Here is a 17,163-nt window from a genome sequence, read left to right on the forward strand (position 1 = left end):
AACAGTCCTATCCGCATCTTTTCAAAACAAAGATACAGATAAGACTTTCATCTACTTGATCATTTACGCAAAAACATTGCGATCCGCTTATACAAAAGAAATGTAACCGCCCCGTTTATTCCCGCTTTTATCACATTGAAGCCGATAATAAACGGCATTAATTTCCATACGACATCTTTTGATACTCCCATAAACATCGGAGTAATCAATAAATTTGCCCCGACCATAACAACTGCCATTGCAGCCATTCCCGCCGTCAATCCAAAAACAGCCGTTGCCTTTGTCTTTTTTCTGTTGTAGATCATTCCAGATACGAGGACAAGAACACCCGTAGCGATCATATGCATCAATATCCCATACAGTCCGCTCCCCGCACTCACTGTCAGTCCCTGAACAACCGCCGTCACAACTGTCAAAACAAGCCCAGCCTCCGGTCCGAAGGCAAATGTTCCGATCAGAATAGAAATATCCGCCGGATCATACTCTAAAAACGGCACTGCCGGAAAAATCGGAAAATGAACAAGATATACCATCGCTACCGATATGGCTACCATCACTCCCATTTTTACCATTTTCACTGTTTTCTTCTTACTCATCACCATTTTTACCGTTCCTGTTTCCTTTTCCATTTTTTCTTCTCCTTTTTTTCGTTTCTGCAATTTTATAAAAAAATCCCGAACATATATCATGTTCGGGATAAACTGCACCTGTGTAACTTACCGCCCTTTCCTGAGCAATAAGCGGCACTATCTTCTCTCATCCAGACTATACTGTCGGTATCGGAATTCTTTCTGTTTAAGAAAGTCACCGATTCCACCGCATCGCTGCGGGTCGCGGACTATACCGCCGGTTGGGACTTGCACCCTACCCCGAAGATCGTATTCCATTTACTCTATTCATTATAAATCTATAGTTCTCTATTTTCAAGGACTTTGTTTTCTTTTTAACCTCTATTTTCACATTTTCACAAGCACAAATCCTCCAAAAAAACAAATTTTCTTATGGGTAGTCACTTTTTTAATTTACTTTATCATCTTTTTATTTCTTTTATCACTTTTTCATGTATATAAATATTGTAATAATATCATTTTTCTTTCTGATGCCTTGATTTCTCCGTCAAAGATTCCTCTTTATCCGTTTTTTTCATATTTGGTTCAAATTTTTTCATATTTGGTTCAAAAGTTCCTCACATTTTTACACATTTTCTGTGTATACTAAAAGTGTTCTCAGATGAGAACACTTTTTCATAAACTTTTTCCCCCATGAGCCGCAGAAATGTGGCTCATCCTTTTTATATCGTTCTTTATGACATCACTCTTCCGCGCATCTTTCCCCAAAGGCGAACCTGAACATAATCATATGCCTTATCATAGATAAGTATTCCTATCTGTCCGGCTATCATAACACCGACAAGAATCGGGGTCGATACTGCTTTTGCAAATAACATTTCTCTGAAAATAACAACGATCGGGATATATACAAGATTAAAGATTCCGTATTTAAAAAGAAGAAACGCCGTCCTGCTCTTTTCTTCCCGCACATGCCGCACGATCCATCTCCATGCAGCTTCTCTCCCCCATATGTATAATCCCATCGCCGCAAATGTAAACACATAAAACTTATTCGGCGCTGTAATAAATCCAAGTATCACTCCTGCCGCATAAAATGCCGCTCCTATCCTAAGTCCGAACTCCCGGATAATGATCCCGACAAAAAAAGATGCCGCCGCCAGCAGAAATAATGTGCTCGTCTCGATCACACTGCCCAACACCATAAAGATCACAGTCAGCGCAAGAAGAAGTCCGCTAAACGCCATTGTTTTTGCCTTTACATGCATGAACACAAGTCGCCTCCCATACATTCGCACAACGAATCCGCAACAAACAGATCACAACACATATTGCCTGTACCGCACGGTGTAGTACCGCTGCTGTATCCATTGCCATAAGAGCTGTTCTGATAACGGCTGCTCGCATAATTCAACTGATTCAAAAGCTGTCTGTACTGCATATTGTTCGGCTCCATATTCACAGCCTGAGCCGCATGGTCTCTTGCCAGAACATTATTGCCAAGTCCCGCATTCGCACAGCTGCTTAAATAATACCAGATTGCAGATCGTTCGTTAATCTGATCAAGCGTGTTGAGCGCTTCGCGAAATCTTCTGCTGTTAATATAATTCACAGCCGCCTGAAGCCTCGGATCCTGCTGTGCGTTCTGATAATTACCGCCCGCACCATAAGAAGAACTGCCCGAGGACGACCCGTAACCATAAGAATATCCGCCGCCCGAAGCTCTCTCTTTCATGATCATATCATAAGCTTCCTGTACTTCTTTAAACTTTTCTTCTGCAAGATCTGCAAGAGGATTATCAACATTCGCATCCGGATGATACTTTCTTGTAAGATCACGATATGCTTTTTTTATCTCATCATCTGACGCGCTTGGAGAAACGCCGAGCACTTCATACGGGTTATTTATCATTTTTTCTGTTCCTCACTTTTCTTTCTCTGTATCTTATTATAACAATTCCACACTCCATCATACAATATATTCCGCAAAATGTCTATATCCGAAAGGCATGGAAGCTTCTCAAATTCTGCCGTACTCTCTGCTATCATCATGCATAAGATCTGTTTGATCCGCTCTTCATATCCTTCTTCTTCGGCAATCTTCTTCAACGGGTTATAGCATCCTTTTTCCAGATCATTCGGCAGATCTTCATATGCGTCCATAAGATAAATAAACTTTCCCATAAAAAATCCCATCTTCCGAAGAGTTTCTTCCCACCGGTCTTTTTTATATAAAAACAGCTCTTCCATCAGTTTCCCGAAACATCCTGCCGTTTTATCCAAATCTGTACTTCCTTCTCTTTCGCAAACAGACAATTCATTCAGAGCCGATTCGATTGCCCTGCTCTGCCTCGGATATTGTTCCATGATTTTTTTTACTTTACCTCGAAGCATCGTTTTTACAGTCAGGCTTGAAACTTTCCTTTCATCCTGCCAATCATCTTCCATATGATAATATGCCATCAACACGTTCATGGCCGCACCATATGACGTAATCTCGTTTGTCAACATTATCTGCTTTTTTACCGGATGCACTTTGCAGCAATGCATATCTGCTCTCGTGTCACTTTCATATAGCGAAGATAACAAAATAATTGCAAATGTCATATCATATGTAAGTGTCATCTGACCTATAAACCCATACTCTTCTTTTAATACATGACACAAACCGCAATAATATGCCTTATATTTTTTTAAATCTTTCACCTTTAATTCCGGTTCACATACCGTCACATACCCAAACATCACTCTTCTCCTCAAACACTTCTTCATTTTCTACATTGTCTTGCTTTGACATGCTTTCATTGTAAAACAATATTTTCCGTCACATTCTTATCGCATTATAACACGCATTCGGCCTGCTGTTTATAAAAATACGGTGAATTATAACTGTGTACTGTTACACAGCTTGCTGATATTAACTATAAATAGCCTTTACAATGTTTTATAAAGTATTTTCAACGTCAGATTCTAATTGTAAACCTGTTTTTATTTTAGGTTGACTTTTGTTTCTTTTTCTATTATACTACGCTCGGATACACCAATAAAACCGTGTTCTTTTTCATAACAGTTTTTATGTGCTTTCGTTCTTTTTTATCAAACCATACATTTTACGTAAAGGAGTAATCTTATGAACCAGCGCCTCACTGCCTCACAGGCAGAAAAAACAAAAAAAATCACAATGATCGGACTTATGACAGCTGTAACATGCATTCTCGGACCTCTTTCCCTCCCGCTTCCATTTAGTCCTGTGCCGATCACTCTGACAAACTTTGCGGTTTTTCTTTCTATTTATATACTCGGAATGAAATACGGAACGATCAGTCTGCTCATTTACCTTGCTCTCGGTACAATCGGACTTCCTGTCTTTTCGTCGTTCAGCGGCGGTCTTGGGAAGCTAGCCGGACCGACCGGGGGATATTTGTTCGGTTTCATCTTCCTTGCACTCATCCATGGATTTTTTATGCTGAGATTTCATAAAAAAACGTTTGCTTCAATCATCGGCATGACTCTCGGCATGATTGCCTGTTATCTATTCGGAACGATATGGCTTGCACTACATATGAGCCTTACTTTCAAAGCTGCCCTTATGATCGGAGTCATCCCTTATCTTCCCGGAGATGCTGTCAAGATCGCTCTCGCAGCAATCATCGGACCGAAACTATCAAGCGCAATACAAAAGACACAGAAATGATTATATACTTTCTTAATTCCCTGTTTATAATTTTTCGTATTCTTTTATAGTTTAAACATACTTTTGACATATTTGTTCTTTATAATCTGAGTTAGATAGTTGATAAGCAACTATCTTCCCCTCATAAAGTTGAAGTGTCAAAAGCACTCTACTTTAACTCTCATTCCTTTAGATAACTATAAAACAACGAAACCCGTTAGCCGGAAGGTTAGCGGGTTTTCGCTGTTTATCGTATTCTATGCATCATTTAAAACTATCAAAACAAACTGTCCTATACAAAAAGATCCCGCTTAACGCAGGATCTTTTTCTCACATATAAGAAGCACTTTCACATAACATAACCGTTCTGCTTCTGTTTTTCTTTTTATTCTGCATGAAGGATTTTATAAACTCCGCCCTGAACAATTACAACTGTCGGATCTTTTGTCGGTTCTCCGTCTTCACTCCATGTAATTGATTTTCCTGTCATTCTGTCAACTTTGATCTCTGTCATCGCTTTTTTCAAAGCATCACTCATATCGGAAACGCTCATATCAGGTGTAAGTTCAGCCTTTTCTGCTGCCTCTTTGATCACATATACGCAGTCATAAGCATCCGCTGCAAACTGATTCGGAGTTCCCTTGAAAGCAGCTTCAAAATCGGATACAAATTTCTGTGTCGCTTCATCTTCCGCATCTGCCGTAAACGGTGTAAGGAACATTAAATTCTCAGCCAACGCTGCATCAAATCCGTCTAATGCAAGCAGTCCGTCCATTCCGTCACATCCGAACCACTTCGGTGCAAATCCCATTTTGTTTGCCTGAGCAAGAATCAAAGATGCCTCCTGATAATAAATCGGCAGGAAAACAAGTTCTGCGCCTGCGTCTTTCGCTTTCTGAAGCTGAACGGAAAAGTCTGTCTTACTGTCTGCCGTAAACGCTTCTGCCGCTACAATATCAAGTCCGAGTGTTTTCGCCCGCTCTGCGAATTTCTGATAAACTCCCGATGAATATGTGTCGGAACTGTTGTAAATAACCGCTATCTTTTTCGCCAGATTATTCTCTGAGATATAATCAGCCGATGCTTTTCCCTGATCCGGATCTGAGAAGCACATACGGAATGCATTGTCATACTGAATACTTTCTACAGCCGTTGCCGACGGTGTGAGCTGGAACATATTATCTGCATGTGTCTCTTCTACAACTGCCGTACACGGTGTTGATGTCGTCGTTCCGACTAACATCTGCATTCCCCAGTCTTTCAGCGTATTGTACGCATTAACCGACTTTTCGGAATCAGACTGGTCATCCTCAAATTTAAATTCGATCTGATATCCGTTGATACCGCCAGCTTCATTGATCTCGTCAATCGCAAGCTGGATACCGTTTTGTACTGCCGTACCATAAATCGCCGCATCTCCTGTTGTAGGTCCGATACCTCCGATCTTAAATGTATCCGCGTCTGCCGAACCCTTGTCACTTCCGCCGCCGTTTCCGCAAGCCGCCATTGATACTGTCAGAGCTGATACAAGCGCGATACTTGCTGCTTTCTTCCACATTTTCATAACTAAAACTCCTCCTTGCTAACTTACTGTGTTACTATGGTAACTTGCAGAAGCAGTTTTGTCAAGAGAAAAAACAGATTGTACTCTGTTTTTTCCCTCAAGCTTTTTCACCGATAAAATCAAACCGCTGATTTAAAACTCTTTTTTTTCTAAAATCCGCTGACTCCAAAACCACGAAGCAATCGTAACAATAACTGCCGCCACTATGACAATCGCTGCAATCCCATATTCTCCTATATTGAAAGCAGCCAGAAGAAACTTCTCTTTTAAAGTTTCCGACAGCATTCCTGCTAATTTTGCAGCAATCAGGGCAATCACCATTGCTCCTCCGAATACAATAGGAATAACCAAGCGGCCCTTCTCGCTTTCAAATCTTAATTTCAAAGGAATCATAATATCGTTTAAAATCAATACGGTGATTGTATAAACTCCGTACATCAAGATAAGTTCAGTCAAGCTTTCTTTCGGAGTAAGTAAGAAAAACTGTACAACGACTGAGACTATGCCGACCAAAAACGAAATCGCTGTCATGATCAAAACAAACACGTACTTTTCATTTACATACTGTCTTCTTGTAATCGGCAGAGTAAACAAAAACGGATAACCGTTATCATATTCATCATAACTGATCGTACTTACCATAAACAAAGTAAAAATAAAAGTGACATATCCAACTGCCGCATAAAGTTCTTTCGTCATGATCCCCATCATCGTTCCGATGATCAAAAAGACCAGCAGCAGATTTTTCCCATTATTTTTCATTAATTTCAAATCTTTGATCAAAAGTCCTTTCACAGTTCGTTCCCTCCTATCATCATCGCAATCAATTCGTCTACAGTGCCTTTTTCCACTACAATATCCGGATAATTTTCGATATAATATTGTTTCTCTTTTGTCAGACAGGCATATCCATAATGTTCTTTCCTTTTTTTCAGCAAATACCTCTTGTCAAGTTCCTCAAACTGCTTTTCATCTACTTTCAGCAATCCGTATTGATTCAGAAGTACATCCGTATCTTCATGAAAGATAATCCTTCCTTCATGAATCATATAAATATCGTCGCACAAACCTTCCAGATCAGAAGAAATATGGGAACTGATCAAAATTGTTCTCTCCCCGTCTTCCTCCATATATTCTCTGAACAGATTCAAAATACTTTCTCTCGCCATCACATCCAGACCTGCTGTCGGTTCATCAAGAAGCAGAAACTTCGCTTTATGCGTCAGCGCGCAAAGCACTTTCAACTTTGCTTTCATTCCGGTTGAAAACTCTTTAATCGATTTATTAAGAGGAATATCCAACTTATTACACAAATCCAGAAAACGCGACTTCTCAAATTCGGTATATAGCGACTCCATCACCGGTATGATATCTTTTACTTTTAAATATCCGCTGAATCCCGAATCTGTCAAAACAATTCCCATCTTCGCTCTGTCTTTCGCTGTTAGCTCCAAAGGTTTTTTCCCGAAGATAGTGATTTCTCCTCCATCCGGCTTTATAAGGCCGAGAAGCGCTTTAAATGTTGTACTTTTTCCTGCTCCGTTTTCACCTACGAGCGCCGTAATATACCCTTTTTCCACCTTCATCGAACAATTCAGCTCGAAATTTTCATATTTTTTTTGCAATTTATTTATTTCCAACATCTTTTAGTCCTCCATGATCAACTCTAACATTTCCCTAATCTGACTGTCATCCAGACCACATCCTCTTGCCTTTTGAACTACTTTTTCCAGATCGCTTTCTATCTCTCTTTTCAATTCCTCTAATATCCGCTCTTTATTTGAAGCCGCGACATAAGTTCCCTTTCCGTGAATCGTCACTGTAAATCCTTCCTGTTCAAGATTATCATACGCTTTCTTTACAGTCAGCGCACTGATCTTCAACTCTTTTGCAAGAGTTCGGACTGAAGGAAGAGCATCATTTTGCTTCAGATCTCCGCCTGTAATAAGTGATTTGATCTGATCCATAATTTGTTCATAAATCGGTACCATCGACGAACTGTTGATTATAATCTTCATATACTTCCTCCTTTCGTCAAACAGTATATAACAGTATATAACTGTTTGTCAACTGTTATATACTGTTTATTTGAAAGTTCATCATAACTTTTCCAAAATGCAAATCCATTTTCTTACATTAACCCAGAAATATCAGAAGGCACATTTCCGTTACAAAAAGCGGGATCGACTGTTTTTTTCAACAATCGATCCCGCTATACTAACCGTCCCGGCGCTTCGGACTATCGTTCCATCATACTGATAGACTCTATTCCTACGCTTCCTCCCCGGACAACTTCTATTGTTTTAAATTCTTCCTTCATTAATTTTACGACCGCGTCGTTTTTCGTAGCAGTCTGAACAAACTCCACAAGCACACTGTCTTTTCCGTAATCGATCACTTTCGCCTTAAACGTTTCCGCAATCTGAAACACTTCAACTTTATCCTCAGGTGTGCATTTAAACACTTTCACATATAAAATTTCTTTCATACGCACAAAGATATTTGTAAAATCAATCACTTTGATCACTTCTACCATTCGGTTCAGCTGTTTTTTGATCTGCTCAAAAGTTTCATCATCGCTCACTGTAGCGATCGTCATTCTTGATACTGTCGGGTCTTCCGTTGTTCCTACTGTCAGACTGTCCAGATTATATGTCTTTCCGGAAAAAAGTCCTGTAATTTTTGAAAGTACGCCGACTTGATTTTCAACATAAAGGGAAATCCATCTTTTTTTCATTTTATTTTCCATATTCACGCGCTCCCTTCTAACATTCCACAATCATTTCTTCCAGTGTTCCGCCCGGTTTTATCATCGGATAAACCATCTCTTCCGGATCAATGATAAACTCGATCAAAGTTGGCACAGTTGTATTTTTTCCGGCTTCTTCAAAAGCCTCCTTTATCTCTTCTTTCTTTGTCACGCGGATTCCCTTTGCGCCGTAACTTTCTGCCAGACGCACAAAATCCGGTGTATATTCCGGCATTTCTTCCCCATTTGTTCTTCGGAACAACGCCCCGGAACGCAGATTCGTCATCCCGTAGCGTTTTCCATAAAACAGTTTCTGCCACTGACGGACCATACCGAGATATTCATTATTAAAGACGCACAGAATCAACGGAAGTTCCTCCAAAACAGCAGTCGCAAACTCCTGTATATTCATCTGCATTCCGCCATCACCGGAAATCGCGATCACGGTTCTGTCCGGATTGCCTATCTTCGCTCCGATCGCAGCGGGGAATCCATATCCCATAGTTCCGAGTCCGCCTGATGTAACGAGCTGCTTCTTTTCCGTTATTTCTGCATACTGCGTCACAAACATCTGATGCTGTCCTACATCCGTTGTAATAATAGCATCGTCAAACTGTCTGTTCATCTCTTCGATAATATCTCTTGGTCCTATCGAACCGTGAACTTTCATTGTAAGCGGATGTTCTGCATTCCACTGCGCGATACGTTCTAACCACTCTTTTGTCTCACATGGTTCCACATATTCTCTCATCTTCGCCACAGCTTCTTTCGCATCGGCAACAATAGGCACATGCACATGAATATTTCTTGATATCGACGCTGTATCAATATCTATATGTACAATCTGTGCATTCGGTGCAAATTCATGAAGTTTCCCTGTAATCCGATCATTAAAACGAGTACCGATAGAAAACAACAGATCGCATTCGCTCACTGCCATGTTCGCGGCATACGCCCCATGCATTCCCAGGTTTCCGATAAACAGCGGATGATCTGTCGGAACCGCGCCTCGTCCCATGATCGTCGTCACTACAGGAACGTTTGTTATATTGACTACTTCCGTAAACTCTTTATTCGCTCTTGCGATATTCACTCCGCCTCCTGCAAGAAACAGCGGTTTTTTCGCCTTATTGAGCATCTTAAGCGCGCGTTTAAGCTGCCCCATATGAACGCTCGTATTCGGCTTATATCCACGAAGATTTACCGTTTCCGGATATTCCGGGCTTCCAAGCTCACTCATCACATCTTTCGGAAGGTCGATCAGCACTGGTCCCGGTCTCCCTGTCCGCGCAATATAAAACGCCTCTTTAATGATCCTTCCAAGATCTTCTCTTTTACTCACGGTCACACCGTACTTTGTAATACTTCGTGTGATTCCTACGATATCCACTTCCTGAAACGCATCGTTTCCGATCAGATGGCGGGCCACCTGACCTGTAAAACAAACTAACGGCACACTGTCATAATTCGCCGTTGCCAACCCGGTAACAAGATTCGTCGCTCCCGGACCGCTTGTCACAAGGCACACGCCGACTTTCCCCGTTGTCCGCGCATATGCATCTGCCGCATGTACAAGCGCCTGTTCATGTCTTGGCAAGATCACTTTGATCTCATCTTGTCTGTATAACTCATCGCTAATATCAATCGTACACGCTCCCGGATATCCGAAAATCGTATCGACTCCTTCTTCTTTTAACGCTCTTACGAGCAGCTTATTTCCCGTAATCTGTCTCAAAATCTTACCTCCTCAAACTAAGGGTCTGTCTCTCATACTCTCATTGCCTGAAAAAACAACAACTCCGAATCCAAATTTTCTCTTCCGGCATCTTAAGCAATATGATACTTTGTATCCGGTATCTTGTCAATTTCCTATCCTTGATCTTTTTTATCTATGGCAGCAGTTCAGCCATACAGACGTCCGCCCGTTCATGAGTAAAACAGCAGCACCGGCCACAAGAAGCACCCGTGCGGTTTTACGAATGACGCAGTCGGAACTGTTACTTTCTGCATCGTATCATTCCGACAATAGAATACACCGCTAGAGCCGCAGCATTTACGATGACAACACTTGCTCCTGCGGGAGTTGCCCATACATAAGAAATCGCAATCCCGATCACAAGACATAAAACAGATATTACGGCGGAATTTATAATGACAGACCGAAATGTTCTGCATACACGCATCGACGTCAGCGCCGGAAAGATGATCAGACTGGAGATCAAAAGAGCTCCCATCATCCGCATCCCAAGCACGATTGTCACGGCTGTCAGCACAGCGATCAGCGTATTGTACAGATTGGCTTTTACTCCCGTTGCCTGCGCAAATGTTTCATCGAATGTGACCGCAAATATTTTATTATAAAAAAGAAGATACAAAACGAGAACGATTCCCGCCAAAATAACACTCAGCCGAACATCTTCGGCGCTCATAGCCAAAATACTGCCGAACATATAATTGTACACATCTGTATTCATTCCTGTCGTCATGGAAATCACCATGACTCCAAGGGCAAGAGAGGTTGTCGAAATAAGCGCGATTGCCGCATCACCTTTGATCTTGCCGTTTCCCTTTATCCTTAAAATCAAAACAGCAGCAAGTACAACAACCGGGATCGCAACAGAAAGCGGAGCTGCCTGAAACGCAGTTGCCACCGCAAGAGCGCCAAAACCAACATGAGACAAGCCGTCTCCTATCATCGAATATTGTTTCAGCACAAGACTGACGCCAAGCAGCGCGGCGCAAAGGGCAACTAATGAACCTACCGCAAACGCCCGTACCATAAACGGATAAGAAAACATTTCCACAATCGTATCAATCATGCTCTTCACCTCCGAGGAATTTCTTTCCGATCCGGCTTTTACGATAGTCTTCTGCCGTTCCGAAAAATCGGACCGTCTCCTGCAAATGAAGAATATGACTTGCATTTTCCACTGCAGTTTCTATATCATGAGAGACCATCACAACCGCGATATTTGATTCCTGATTGATCTTTCGGATCAGATCATAAAATTCTCCTGTTACGATCGGATCAAGTCCCGTCACAGGTTCATCAAGTAAAAGTAGGCTTTTCGTCGCACAAAGCGCCCTTGCAAGAAGCGCTCTTTGCTGCTGTCCGCCCGAAAGATCCCGAAAGCATTGGCGCGCCAAATCTGTGATTCCTAACATTTCCATCTTTTCTGCCGCAGCTTCTTTATCTTCTTTCCTATAAAACGGCTTCCACCCACGGCCGTTTAATCTTCCCGACAAAACGACTTCATAAACGCTGGCAGGAAATCCTTTTTGCTCTTCATTTTTCTGCGGCAGATATCCGATCTCATTTTTCTTCAGTCCGTCTCCGTATATGATTTTCCCCCGGTCTGCGCCTTTTAGTCCGAGCAGGCTTTTGACAAGGGTGCTTTTACCTGATCCATTCTCTCCGACAATGCAGAGGTAATCTCCCCTTTCAATAGAAAAATTCAATTCTTTTACAACCGTTTGTCCTTCGTAACCGATGGAAACATTTTCACACGTTATCAGCGCCATCAGTTCAAAACCTCCTTTAACGTATCTGCGTTCTTTTGCATCATCGTAAGATATGTCTCGCCTTTTTCAAAATCTTCTGCCGAAAGGTTATGGCAGCTATAAAATATTCTCACTTCCGTACCGGAAGCTTCGGCTACCGCATTTGCAATGTCTGCATTGCTTAACTCCATTTTAAGCACTGCCGGAACGTTCTCGTCTTTTGCCTTTTCAATCAAAAATACCATTGTCGCCGCGCTCGGCTCTGTATCACCTGCGCATCCCGGAAATGCCGCATAATATTCCAATCCATACTCTTTTGCAAAATAAAGAAACGGAAAACGATCTCCGAATATTAATAAATTTCTTTTTGACTGTCTCACAACTTCTCGAAACCGCTTATCCAATTGTGCAAGCTCTGTCTGATATCTATCTGCGTTTTCCTCATACGCCGCTTTATTTTCAGAGTCTTTTTGAATGAGAACTTCTTTGATCTTCTCCACGATCACAGATGCATTGACAGGAGACGTCCATACATGTTCGTCAATTTCATGGACAGATCCCTCATGTTCCTCTTCACCGTGCATTTCATGGTGAGAGTCTCCTGCCGGTTCTTTCATTCCTTCTACATGTTCTTCTTCCTCCGTTTCAACACAATCGAGAAGTCTTATCGAAACCCGGTCTTTATCCGGCATGGAACTTAAAATATCTTCAACCCACACATCATTTTCCCCGCCGACATAAATGAACACGTCACTGTTTTCAATAGCGATCATATCTTGCGGCGTCGGCTCATAAGAATGACTTTCCTCCCCGGGTTTTAAAAGCATTTTTAAGTCTACGCAGTCTCCGGCGATCTCCCTTACAAAATCATACGGAGGAAAAATTGTCGTCACAACACTCAGCCGCCCATTTTCATTTGTTTTGTTTTGTTCTCTATGCCCCCCGTCTTTATCAGCCGGGTAACCTGCACATCCCTGCACAATAACAGCAAGGCACAGAACGAGAACCGCCGGTCCCCGTCTGCGCCATATTTTTTTCTTAACATCTTTCATATGTTGTAAAACAAAATTCCAGATCAAAACAAGTCTGCTCCTCACTTTCCTGCGTCATCTTCCACTCGCTCATCTCATCCAAATTCGGGAAATAAGTGTCTGCCTGAAATGCACGATCCACTTTTGTCACATAAATTTTATCACAATACGAAAGCATCATCTTGTAGACGCTCTCTCCTCCGATAATGTAGATTTGTTCCGTATCATACTTTCCGAGTTCATTCATCAATTCTTCTTCATCGTGAACGATCACCGCACCTTTTGCTTCATAGTTTCTGTCTCTTGTAAGCACAATATTGATCCTGTTTTTAAGCGGCATCCCATTCGGGAAACTTTCCAGTGTCTTTCGACCCATTACGATAACTTTACCTGTCGTTGTTTCTCTAAAAAACTTCATATCAGACGGAATACTCACAAGAAGCCTGTTCTTGTATCCGATTCCCCAGTTTTTATCGGCACATACGATTGCTCTCATACTCCGCACACTCCTTTCTCTACTCAAACAGCAATCGGAATATTTTTAATCTGCGGATGCGTCTCATAGCGATCCAGTCTGACGTCATCCGGTGTAAAATCATAAAAGTCTGTAATCTCAGGATTCAGCCAGAACGTCGGCGCCGGAAGCGGTTCTCTGGAAATCAGTTCCTCGATCATCGGAACATGCCTGTCATAAATGTGCGCATCTGCGATCACATGCACAAACTCTCCTGCTTTCATTCCGCATACTTGTGCAAGCATATGAACGAGAACCGCATACTGACACACATTCCAGTTATTTGCCGCAAGAACGTCCTGAGATCTTTGATTTAAAATAGCATTCAGCGTCAATTTCTCACTGTCTTTTTCTTTTGTCACATTGAACGTCATACTATATGCACACGGATAAAGATGCATCTCATGCAGGTCATTATGAACATAAATGTTCGTCATGATACGTCTGCTGTACGGATTATTTTTCAGATCAAATATGACACGGTCCGTCTGATCCATCCGGCCTTCTTTATACTGATGCTTCACTCCCATTTGATAGCCGTAGGCTTTTCCGATCGACCCTGTCTCATCCGCCCAACTGTCCCAAATGTGGCTTTTTAATTCATTTACATTATTTGATTTTTTCTGCCAGATCCAAAGCAGCTCGTCCACACAGCTTTTTATCGCTGTACGGCGCAGTGTCAACGCCGGAAATTCTTTCGATAAATCATATCGGTTCACAACGCCGAATCGTTTGATCGTATATGCAGACGTTCCGTCTTCCCAGACCGGACGCACTTTTTCTCCTTCTGTGCTCGTACCGTTGTCAATAATATCACGGCACATATCGATAAACACTTTATCTGCGTAACTCATATATCTTCTCCTTTTATCAATTCCTTTTCCGCTCTTCCGGCTCATTTACTTCCGCCTGTTCTCACGGATCTGCAATATTATTCAATATCTTATCCAAATTCTTTCTAAGAGCTTCTGTTTCCCTCTTTGTCATCCCTCTCGTCAGTTCTCTGTCCAGCTTGCGCCTGTCAGCTTCCATTTTTCTTCTAATATCATAAGCTTTTTCCGTAAGATAAATTATCTTTTTTCTTCTGTCGTTTGCATTCGGTACACAGAAAATATATCCTTTTTCATCTAAGCGCTTCAGTATTCCGGTCACAGTCGGATTTTTCAGATTCAGATTTTTCTCCACATCTCTCTGACTCACTTCATCTTTACTCGTATGAAACAAATAATCGAGCACCGCGCACTGGGATGATGTGATTCCTATTTTTTTCAATCGTTCATTAAGATCTTTTTCATATACATTATTGACCTGTTTTATGATAAAACCGATCGGCAAACTCCGATTTTCCATCTGCACTCCTTATTCGGACTTTTTGAAAATTCAACTGCTCCCGCCCGGCATCTAAAATCCGGCGGCAGTTTCTATCAATACTCTCTGATCATGCTGCTCACTTCAAAAATACTTTTCATTTCCTTCAACTCACAAAGCGCGCTTCCCATATGTTTTTCTTTCACTTTCTCCGTTACGATCACAAGCTCCGCTCTGTCCGTCTTGGCGTTTTTCTGTACGACTCTTGCAATACTCACCTTATGTTCCCCGAACACCTTCGCGATCTGCGCCAGAACACCCGGGCAGTTTTCAACCTGCATCCTAAGGAAGAATTTATTTTTCACATCTCCGAAATCTTTTACGGCAAGCTGCTGATAACATGTACAGCTTATCCGTCCGCTGCATCCGTATTCAATATTTCTCGCCTCGTCGATCACATCCCCTACAACCGCGCTTGCCGTCGGCATCTCTCCTGCGCCTCTTCCGTAGAACATCGCATCGTCCACTGCATCTCCGTGAATAAATACAGCGTTAAAAGAATCTCTTACAGATGCCAGCGGATGATCTCTCGCGATCATGACCGGGTAAACTCCGACCTCGATTCCTTCCGGCGTATTTCTCGCCACACCAAGCAGCTTGATCACGCTGTCAAACTCTTTGGCATAGGCGATATCTGCCGCCGTAATTTTTGTAATTCCTTCCGTATACACATCCGCAAACACGACTCTTGAATGAAATGCAATAGAAGCCATGATCGCCATCTTCCTTCCGGCGTCAAGACCTTCTACGTCCGCCGTCGGATCTGCTTCCGCATAGCCGAGTTCCTGCGCTTTTTTCAAAGCATCCGAAAATTCCATTCCATCCTCAAACATCTTCGTTAAAATATAGTTCGTCGTACCGTTCACGATTCCGAGTATGTCTGTCAGGTCGTTGCCCGCAAGACACTGTTTCAGTGGTCGGATGATCGGAATACCACCTGCCACTGCCGCCTCAAACAGAAAATCTTTTCCCGCTGCCTGTGCCGTGTCAAAAATCTCTTTTCCTTCTTCCGCAATCAGATCTTTATTTGCAGACACAACGTTTTTCCCTGCTTTTAAAGCCTCCAGTATCATCGTTTTCGCCGGTTCGATACCGCCGATTACCTCAATTACGATCTGAATCTCATCATCTTCTATAATTTCTTTCCAATCATCTGTAAGAAGCGTCTCATCGACTCCTTCTCTTTTCTTATTCTTATTATGGACAAGAATCTTTTTAATCTCAAGCTGCGCACCGATCGTCTTATCCATCGTCTCCGCCCTCTTACGAAGAAGCTTGTACACACCCATTCCGACAGTTCCAAGTCCGAGAAGTCCTACTTGTATTTTACGCATATCGAAACCTCACCTTTTCTTTCCGTTCTTTTATAAATCTAATCTCTGAGATACATGTTATTTATTATACTTTGAAAAAAACAAATTGTAAAAGACTTTTTAACGTATATCATCTATTATATAGTATAAAATAAAAAGCACTCGCATCTCATCTGAGATATCAAGTGCTTTTTAAGAGCGACAGACGGGGTTCGAACCCGCGACCCCGACCTTGGCAAGGTCGTACTCTACCAGCTGAGCCACTGTCGCATTTTCTCCGTTCCGTTGACCGGAACAATACATACTATACTACGCACAAAGAGAAATGTCAACACCTTTTTTTATTTTTTTATCATAAATTGCATTCATGGATTGTATTCCAAAAATTCTCAAAACTTTTTTATTTTCTCATTACTTTTAAAGAGTTTTCAGCTCCATATATTTTCGCATTGCACCTCACCCACTTCGATGCTATACTTTTTATGTATTTGTATTACTCAGAAAGGAGTCCTATCATTATGAAATTTATATATCCTGCGGTCTTCCGCAAAAACGAAAGCGGCGGGTACGATGCATATTTCCCGGATCTTGAATGCTGCGAAGCATCGGGAGATACTCTCGACGATGCAATCGACAATGCAAATGAAGCCGCCCGCAACTGGATCATGGTAGAATTTGAAGAAGAAAATCCTGTCTTCCCATATATTTCAGATATCAATGATATTGAAACAGAGGCGGGCGATATCGTTCGGAATATCTCGGTAAACATCCGGTTCTATGAAGGCTGGGATGAATAAAGACGCATCCGGCGATATACGCTGAAATTCGTTTAGCTATAATAAAATAAAACCTCACTGCAAAAACGTACCGGGCTTTGATCT

Annotated in this window: 19 protein-coding genes, 1 tRNA gene and 1 riboswitch; of the genes, 2 read left to right on the plus strand and 18 right to left on the minus strand. The window is 41.9% G+C overall.

Features of this window, described 5'->3' with window-relative positions; translation table 11 throughout:
- Nucleotides 1–59: 59 nt before the first annotated feature.
- The 4 genes from RUMTOR_RS05265 to RUMTOR_RS05280 all read right to left on the minus strand — a co-directional run bounded on the left by RUMTOR_RS05265 (nucleotide 60) and on the right by RUMTOR_RS05280 (nucleotide 3,314).
- Complete coding sequence (locus tag RUMTOR_RS05265) at nucleotides 60–629, minus strand: ECF transporter S component (RefSeq protein ID WP_044998005.1); 570 nt, start codon at nucleotides 627–629, stop codon at nucleotides 60–62.
- A gap of 115 nt (nucleotides 630–744) precedes the next feature.
- Nucleotides 745–881, minus strand: a riboswitch (FMN riboswitch).
- A 422-nt stretch (nucleotides 882–1,303) separates the two neighbouring features.
- Nucleotides 1,304–1,837: a hypothetical protein gene (locus tag RUMTOR_RS05270; RefSeq protein WP_004846117.1), complete on the minus strand. Its 534-nt coding sequence runs from the start codon at nucleotides 1,835–1,837 to the stop codon at nucleotides 1,304–1,306.
- On the minus strand, nucleotides 1,828–2,481 hold the full coding sequence (locus RUMTOR_RS05275; RefSeq protein ID WP_004846118.1) for a J domain-containing protein: 654 nt from the start codon (nucleotides 2,479–2,481) through the stop codon (nucleotides 1,828–1,830). The genes RUMTOR_RS05270 and RUMTOR_RS05275 overlap by 10 nt, the downstream gene beginning before the upstream one ends.
- Nucleotides 2,478–3,314 (minus strand): DUF5685 family protein, encoded by an 837-nt coding sequence (locus RUMTOR_RS05280; protein WP_004846119.1) that lies wholly within the window; start codon nucleotides 3,312–3,314, stop codon nucleotides 2,478–2,480. The genes RUMTOR_RS05275 and RUMTOR_RS05280 overlap by 4 nt, the downstream gene beginning before the upstream one ends.
- Nucleotides 3,315–3,699: 385 nt before the next feature.
- On the opposite strand from RUMTOR_RS05280, the gene RUMTOR_RS05285 reads away from it, so the two are divergent.
- Nucleotides 3,700–4,263 (plus strand): biotin transporter BioY, encoded by a 564-nt coding sequence (locus RUMTOR_RS05285; RefSeq protein ID WP_004846121.1) that lies wholly within the window; start codon nucleotides 3,700–3,702, stop codon nucleotides 4,261–4,263.
- Nucleotides 4,264–4,627: 364 nt separating this feature from the next.
- On the opposite strand, the gene RUMTOR_RS05290 is transcribed toward RUMTOR_RS05285, so the two are convergent.
- The 14 genes from RUMTOR_RS05290 to RUMTOR_RS05355 form a co-directional block, all read right to left on the minus strand.
- Nucleotides 4,628–5,806, minus strand: coding sequence for an ABC transporter substrate-binding protein (locus RUMTOR_RS05290; protein WP_004846122.1), 1,179 nt, complete (start codon nucleotides 5,804–5,806; stop codon nucleotides 4,628–4,630).
- Nucleotides 5,807–5,938: 132 nt separating this feature from the next.
- Nucleotides 5,939–6,601 carry an ABC-2 transporter permease gene (locus RUMTOR_RS05295; protein WP_044998007.1) on the minus strand — a complete coding sequence of 221 codons (663 nt, stop codon included), beginning with the start codon at nucleotides 6,599–6,601 and terminating at the stop codon, nucleotides 5,939–5,941.
- Nucleotides 6,598–7,449, minus strand: coding sequence for an ABC transporter ATP-binding protein (locus tag RUMTOR_RS05300; RefSeq protein WP_004846125.1), 852 nt, complete (start codon nucleotides 7,447–7,449; stop codon nucleotides 6,598–6,600). The genes RUMTOR_RS05295 and RUMTOR_RS05300 overlap by 4 nt, the downstream gene beginning before the upstream one ends.
- A 3-nt stretch (nucleotides 7,450–7,452) precedes the next feature.
- Nucleotides 7,453–7,824: a GntR family transcriptional regulator gene (locus RUMTOR_RS05305; RefSeq protein ID WP_004846126.1), complete on the minus strand. Its 372-nt coding sequence runs from the start codon at nucleotides 7,822–7,824 to the stop codon at nucleotides 7,453–7,455.
- A 221-nt stretch (nucleotides 7,825–8,045) separates the two neighbouring features.
- A complete protein-coding gene (gene ilvN, locus RUMTOR_RS05310) occupies nucleotides 8,046–8,555 on the minus strand; it encodes an acetolactate synthase small subunit (RefSeq protein ID WP_004846127.1) in 510 nt (169 codons plus the stop codon).
- Nucleotides 8,556–8,571: 16 nt separating this feature from the next.
- Complete coding sequence (gene ilvB / locus RUMTOR_RS05315) at nucleotides 8,572–10,290, minus strand: biosynthetic-type acetolactate synthase large subunit (RefSeq protein ID WP_009243466.1); 1,719 nt, start codon at nucleotides 10,288–10,290, stop codon at nucleotides 8,572–8,574.
- Nucleotides 10,291–10,552: 262 nt separating this feature from the next.
- Complete coding sequence (locus tag RUMTOR_RS05320; RefSeq protein ID WP_004846129.1) at nucleotides 10,553–11,374, minus strand: metal ABC transporter permease; 822 nt, start codon at nucleotides 11,372–11,374, stop codon at nucleotides 10,553–10,555.
- Nucleotides 11,367–12,077 carry a metal ABC transporter ATP-binding protein gene (locus tag RUMTOR_RS05325; protein ID WP_004846130.1) on the minus strand — a complete coding sequence of 237 codons (711 nt, stop codon included), beginning with the start codon at nucleotides 12,075–12,077 and terminating at the stop codon, nucleotides 11,367–11,369. The genes RUMTOR_RS05320 and RUMTOR_RS05325 overlap by 8 nt, the downstream gene beginning before the upstream one ends.
- Nucleotides 12,077–13,108 (minus strand): metal ABC transporter substrate-binding protein, encoded by a 1,032-nt coding sequence (locus tag RUMTOR_RS05330; protein ID WP_004846131.1) that lies wholly within the window; start codon nucleotides 13,106–13,108, stop codon nucleotides 12,077–12,079. Before RUMTOR_RS05330 ends, RUMTOR_RS05325 begins: the two co-directional genes overlap by 1 nt.
- On the minus strand, nucleotides 13,095–13,583 hold the full coding sequence (locus tag RUMTOR_RS05335; protein ID WP_004846132.1) for a dihydrofolate reductase: 489 nt from the start codon (nucleotides 13,581–13,583) through the stop codon (nucleotides 13,095–13,097). Before RUMTOR_RS05335 ends, RUMTOR_RS05330 begins: the two co-directional genes overlap by 14 nt.
- A gap of 23 nt (nucleotides 13,584–13,606) precedes the next feature.
- Nucleotides 13,607–14,455 carry a thymidylate synthase gene (gene thyA / locus RUMTOR_RS05340; protein WP_009320992.1) on the minus strand — a complete coding sequence of 283 codons (849 nt, stop codon included), beginning with the start codon at nucleotides 14,453–14,455 and terminating at the stop codon, nucleotides 13,607–13,609.
- A gap of 61 nt (nucleotides 14,456–14,516) precedes the next feature.
- Nucleotides 14,517–14,951, minus strand: coding sequence for a MarR family winged helix-turn-helix transcriptional regulator (locus RUMTOR_RS05345; protein ID WP_004846134.1), 435 nt, complete (start codon nucleotides 14,949–14,951; stop codon nucleotides 14,517–14,519).
- Between the two features lie 74 nt (nucleotides 14,952–15,025).
- Nucleotides 15,026–16,303 carry a homoserine dehydrogenase gene (locus RUMTOR_RS05350; RefSeq protein ID WP_004846135.1) on the minus strand — a complete coding sequence of 426 codons (1,278 nt, stop codon included), beginning with the start codon at nucleotides 16,301–16,303 and terminating at the stop codon, nucleotides 15,026–15,028.
- 176 nt (nucleotides 16,304–16,479) lie between these two features.
- Nucleotides 16,480–16,552 (minus strand) — tRNA-Gly (locus tag RUMTOR_RS05355).
- A gap of 248 nt (nucleotides 16,553–16,800) precedes the next feature.
- On the opposite strand from RUMTOR_RS05355, the gene RUMTOR_RS05360 reads away from it, so the two are divergent.
- Entirely contained in the window at nucleotides 16,801–17,079 is a 279-nt protein-coding gene (locus RUMTOR_RS05360) for a type II toxin-antitoxin system HicB family antitoxin (protein WP_004846136.1), read from the plus strand.
- Nucleotides 17,080–17,163 lie beyond the last annotated feature (84 nt).

Origin of the sequence: [Ruminococcus] torques ATCC 27756 (assembly GCF_000153925.1) — a bacterium.
GTDB lineage: Bacteria > Bacillota > Clostridia > Lachnospirales > Lachnospiraceae > Mediterraneibacter > Mediterraneibacter torques.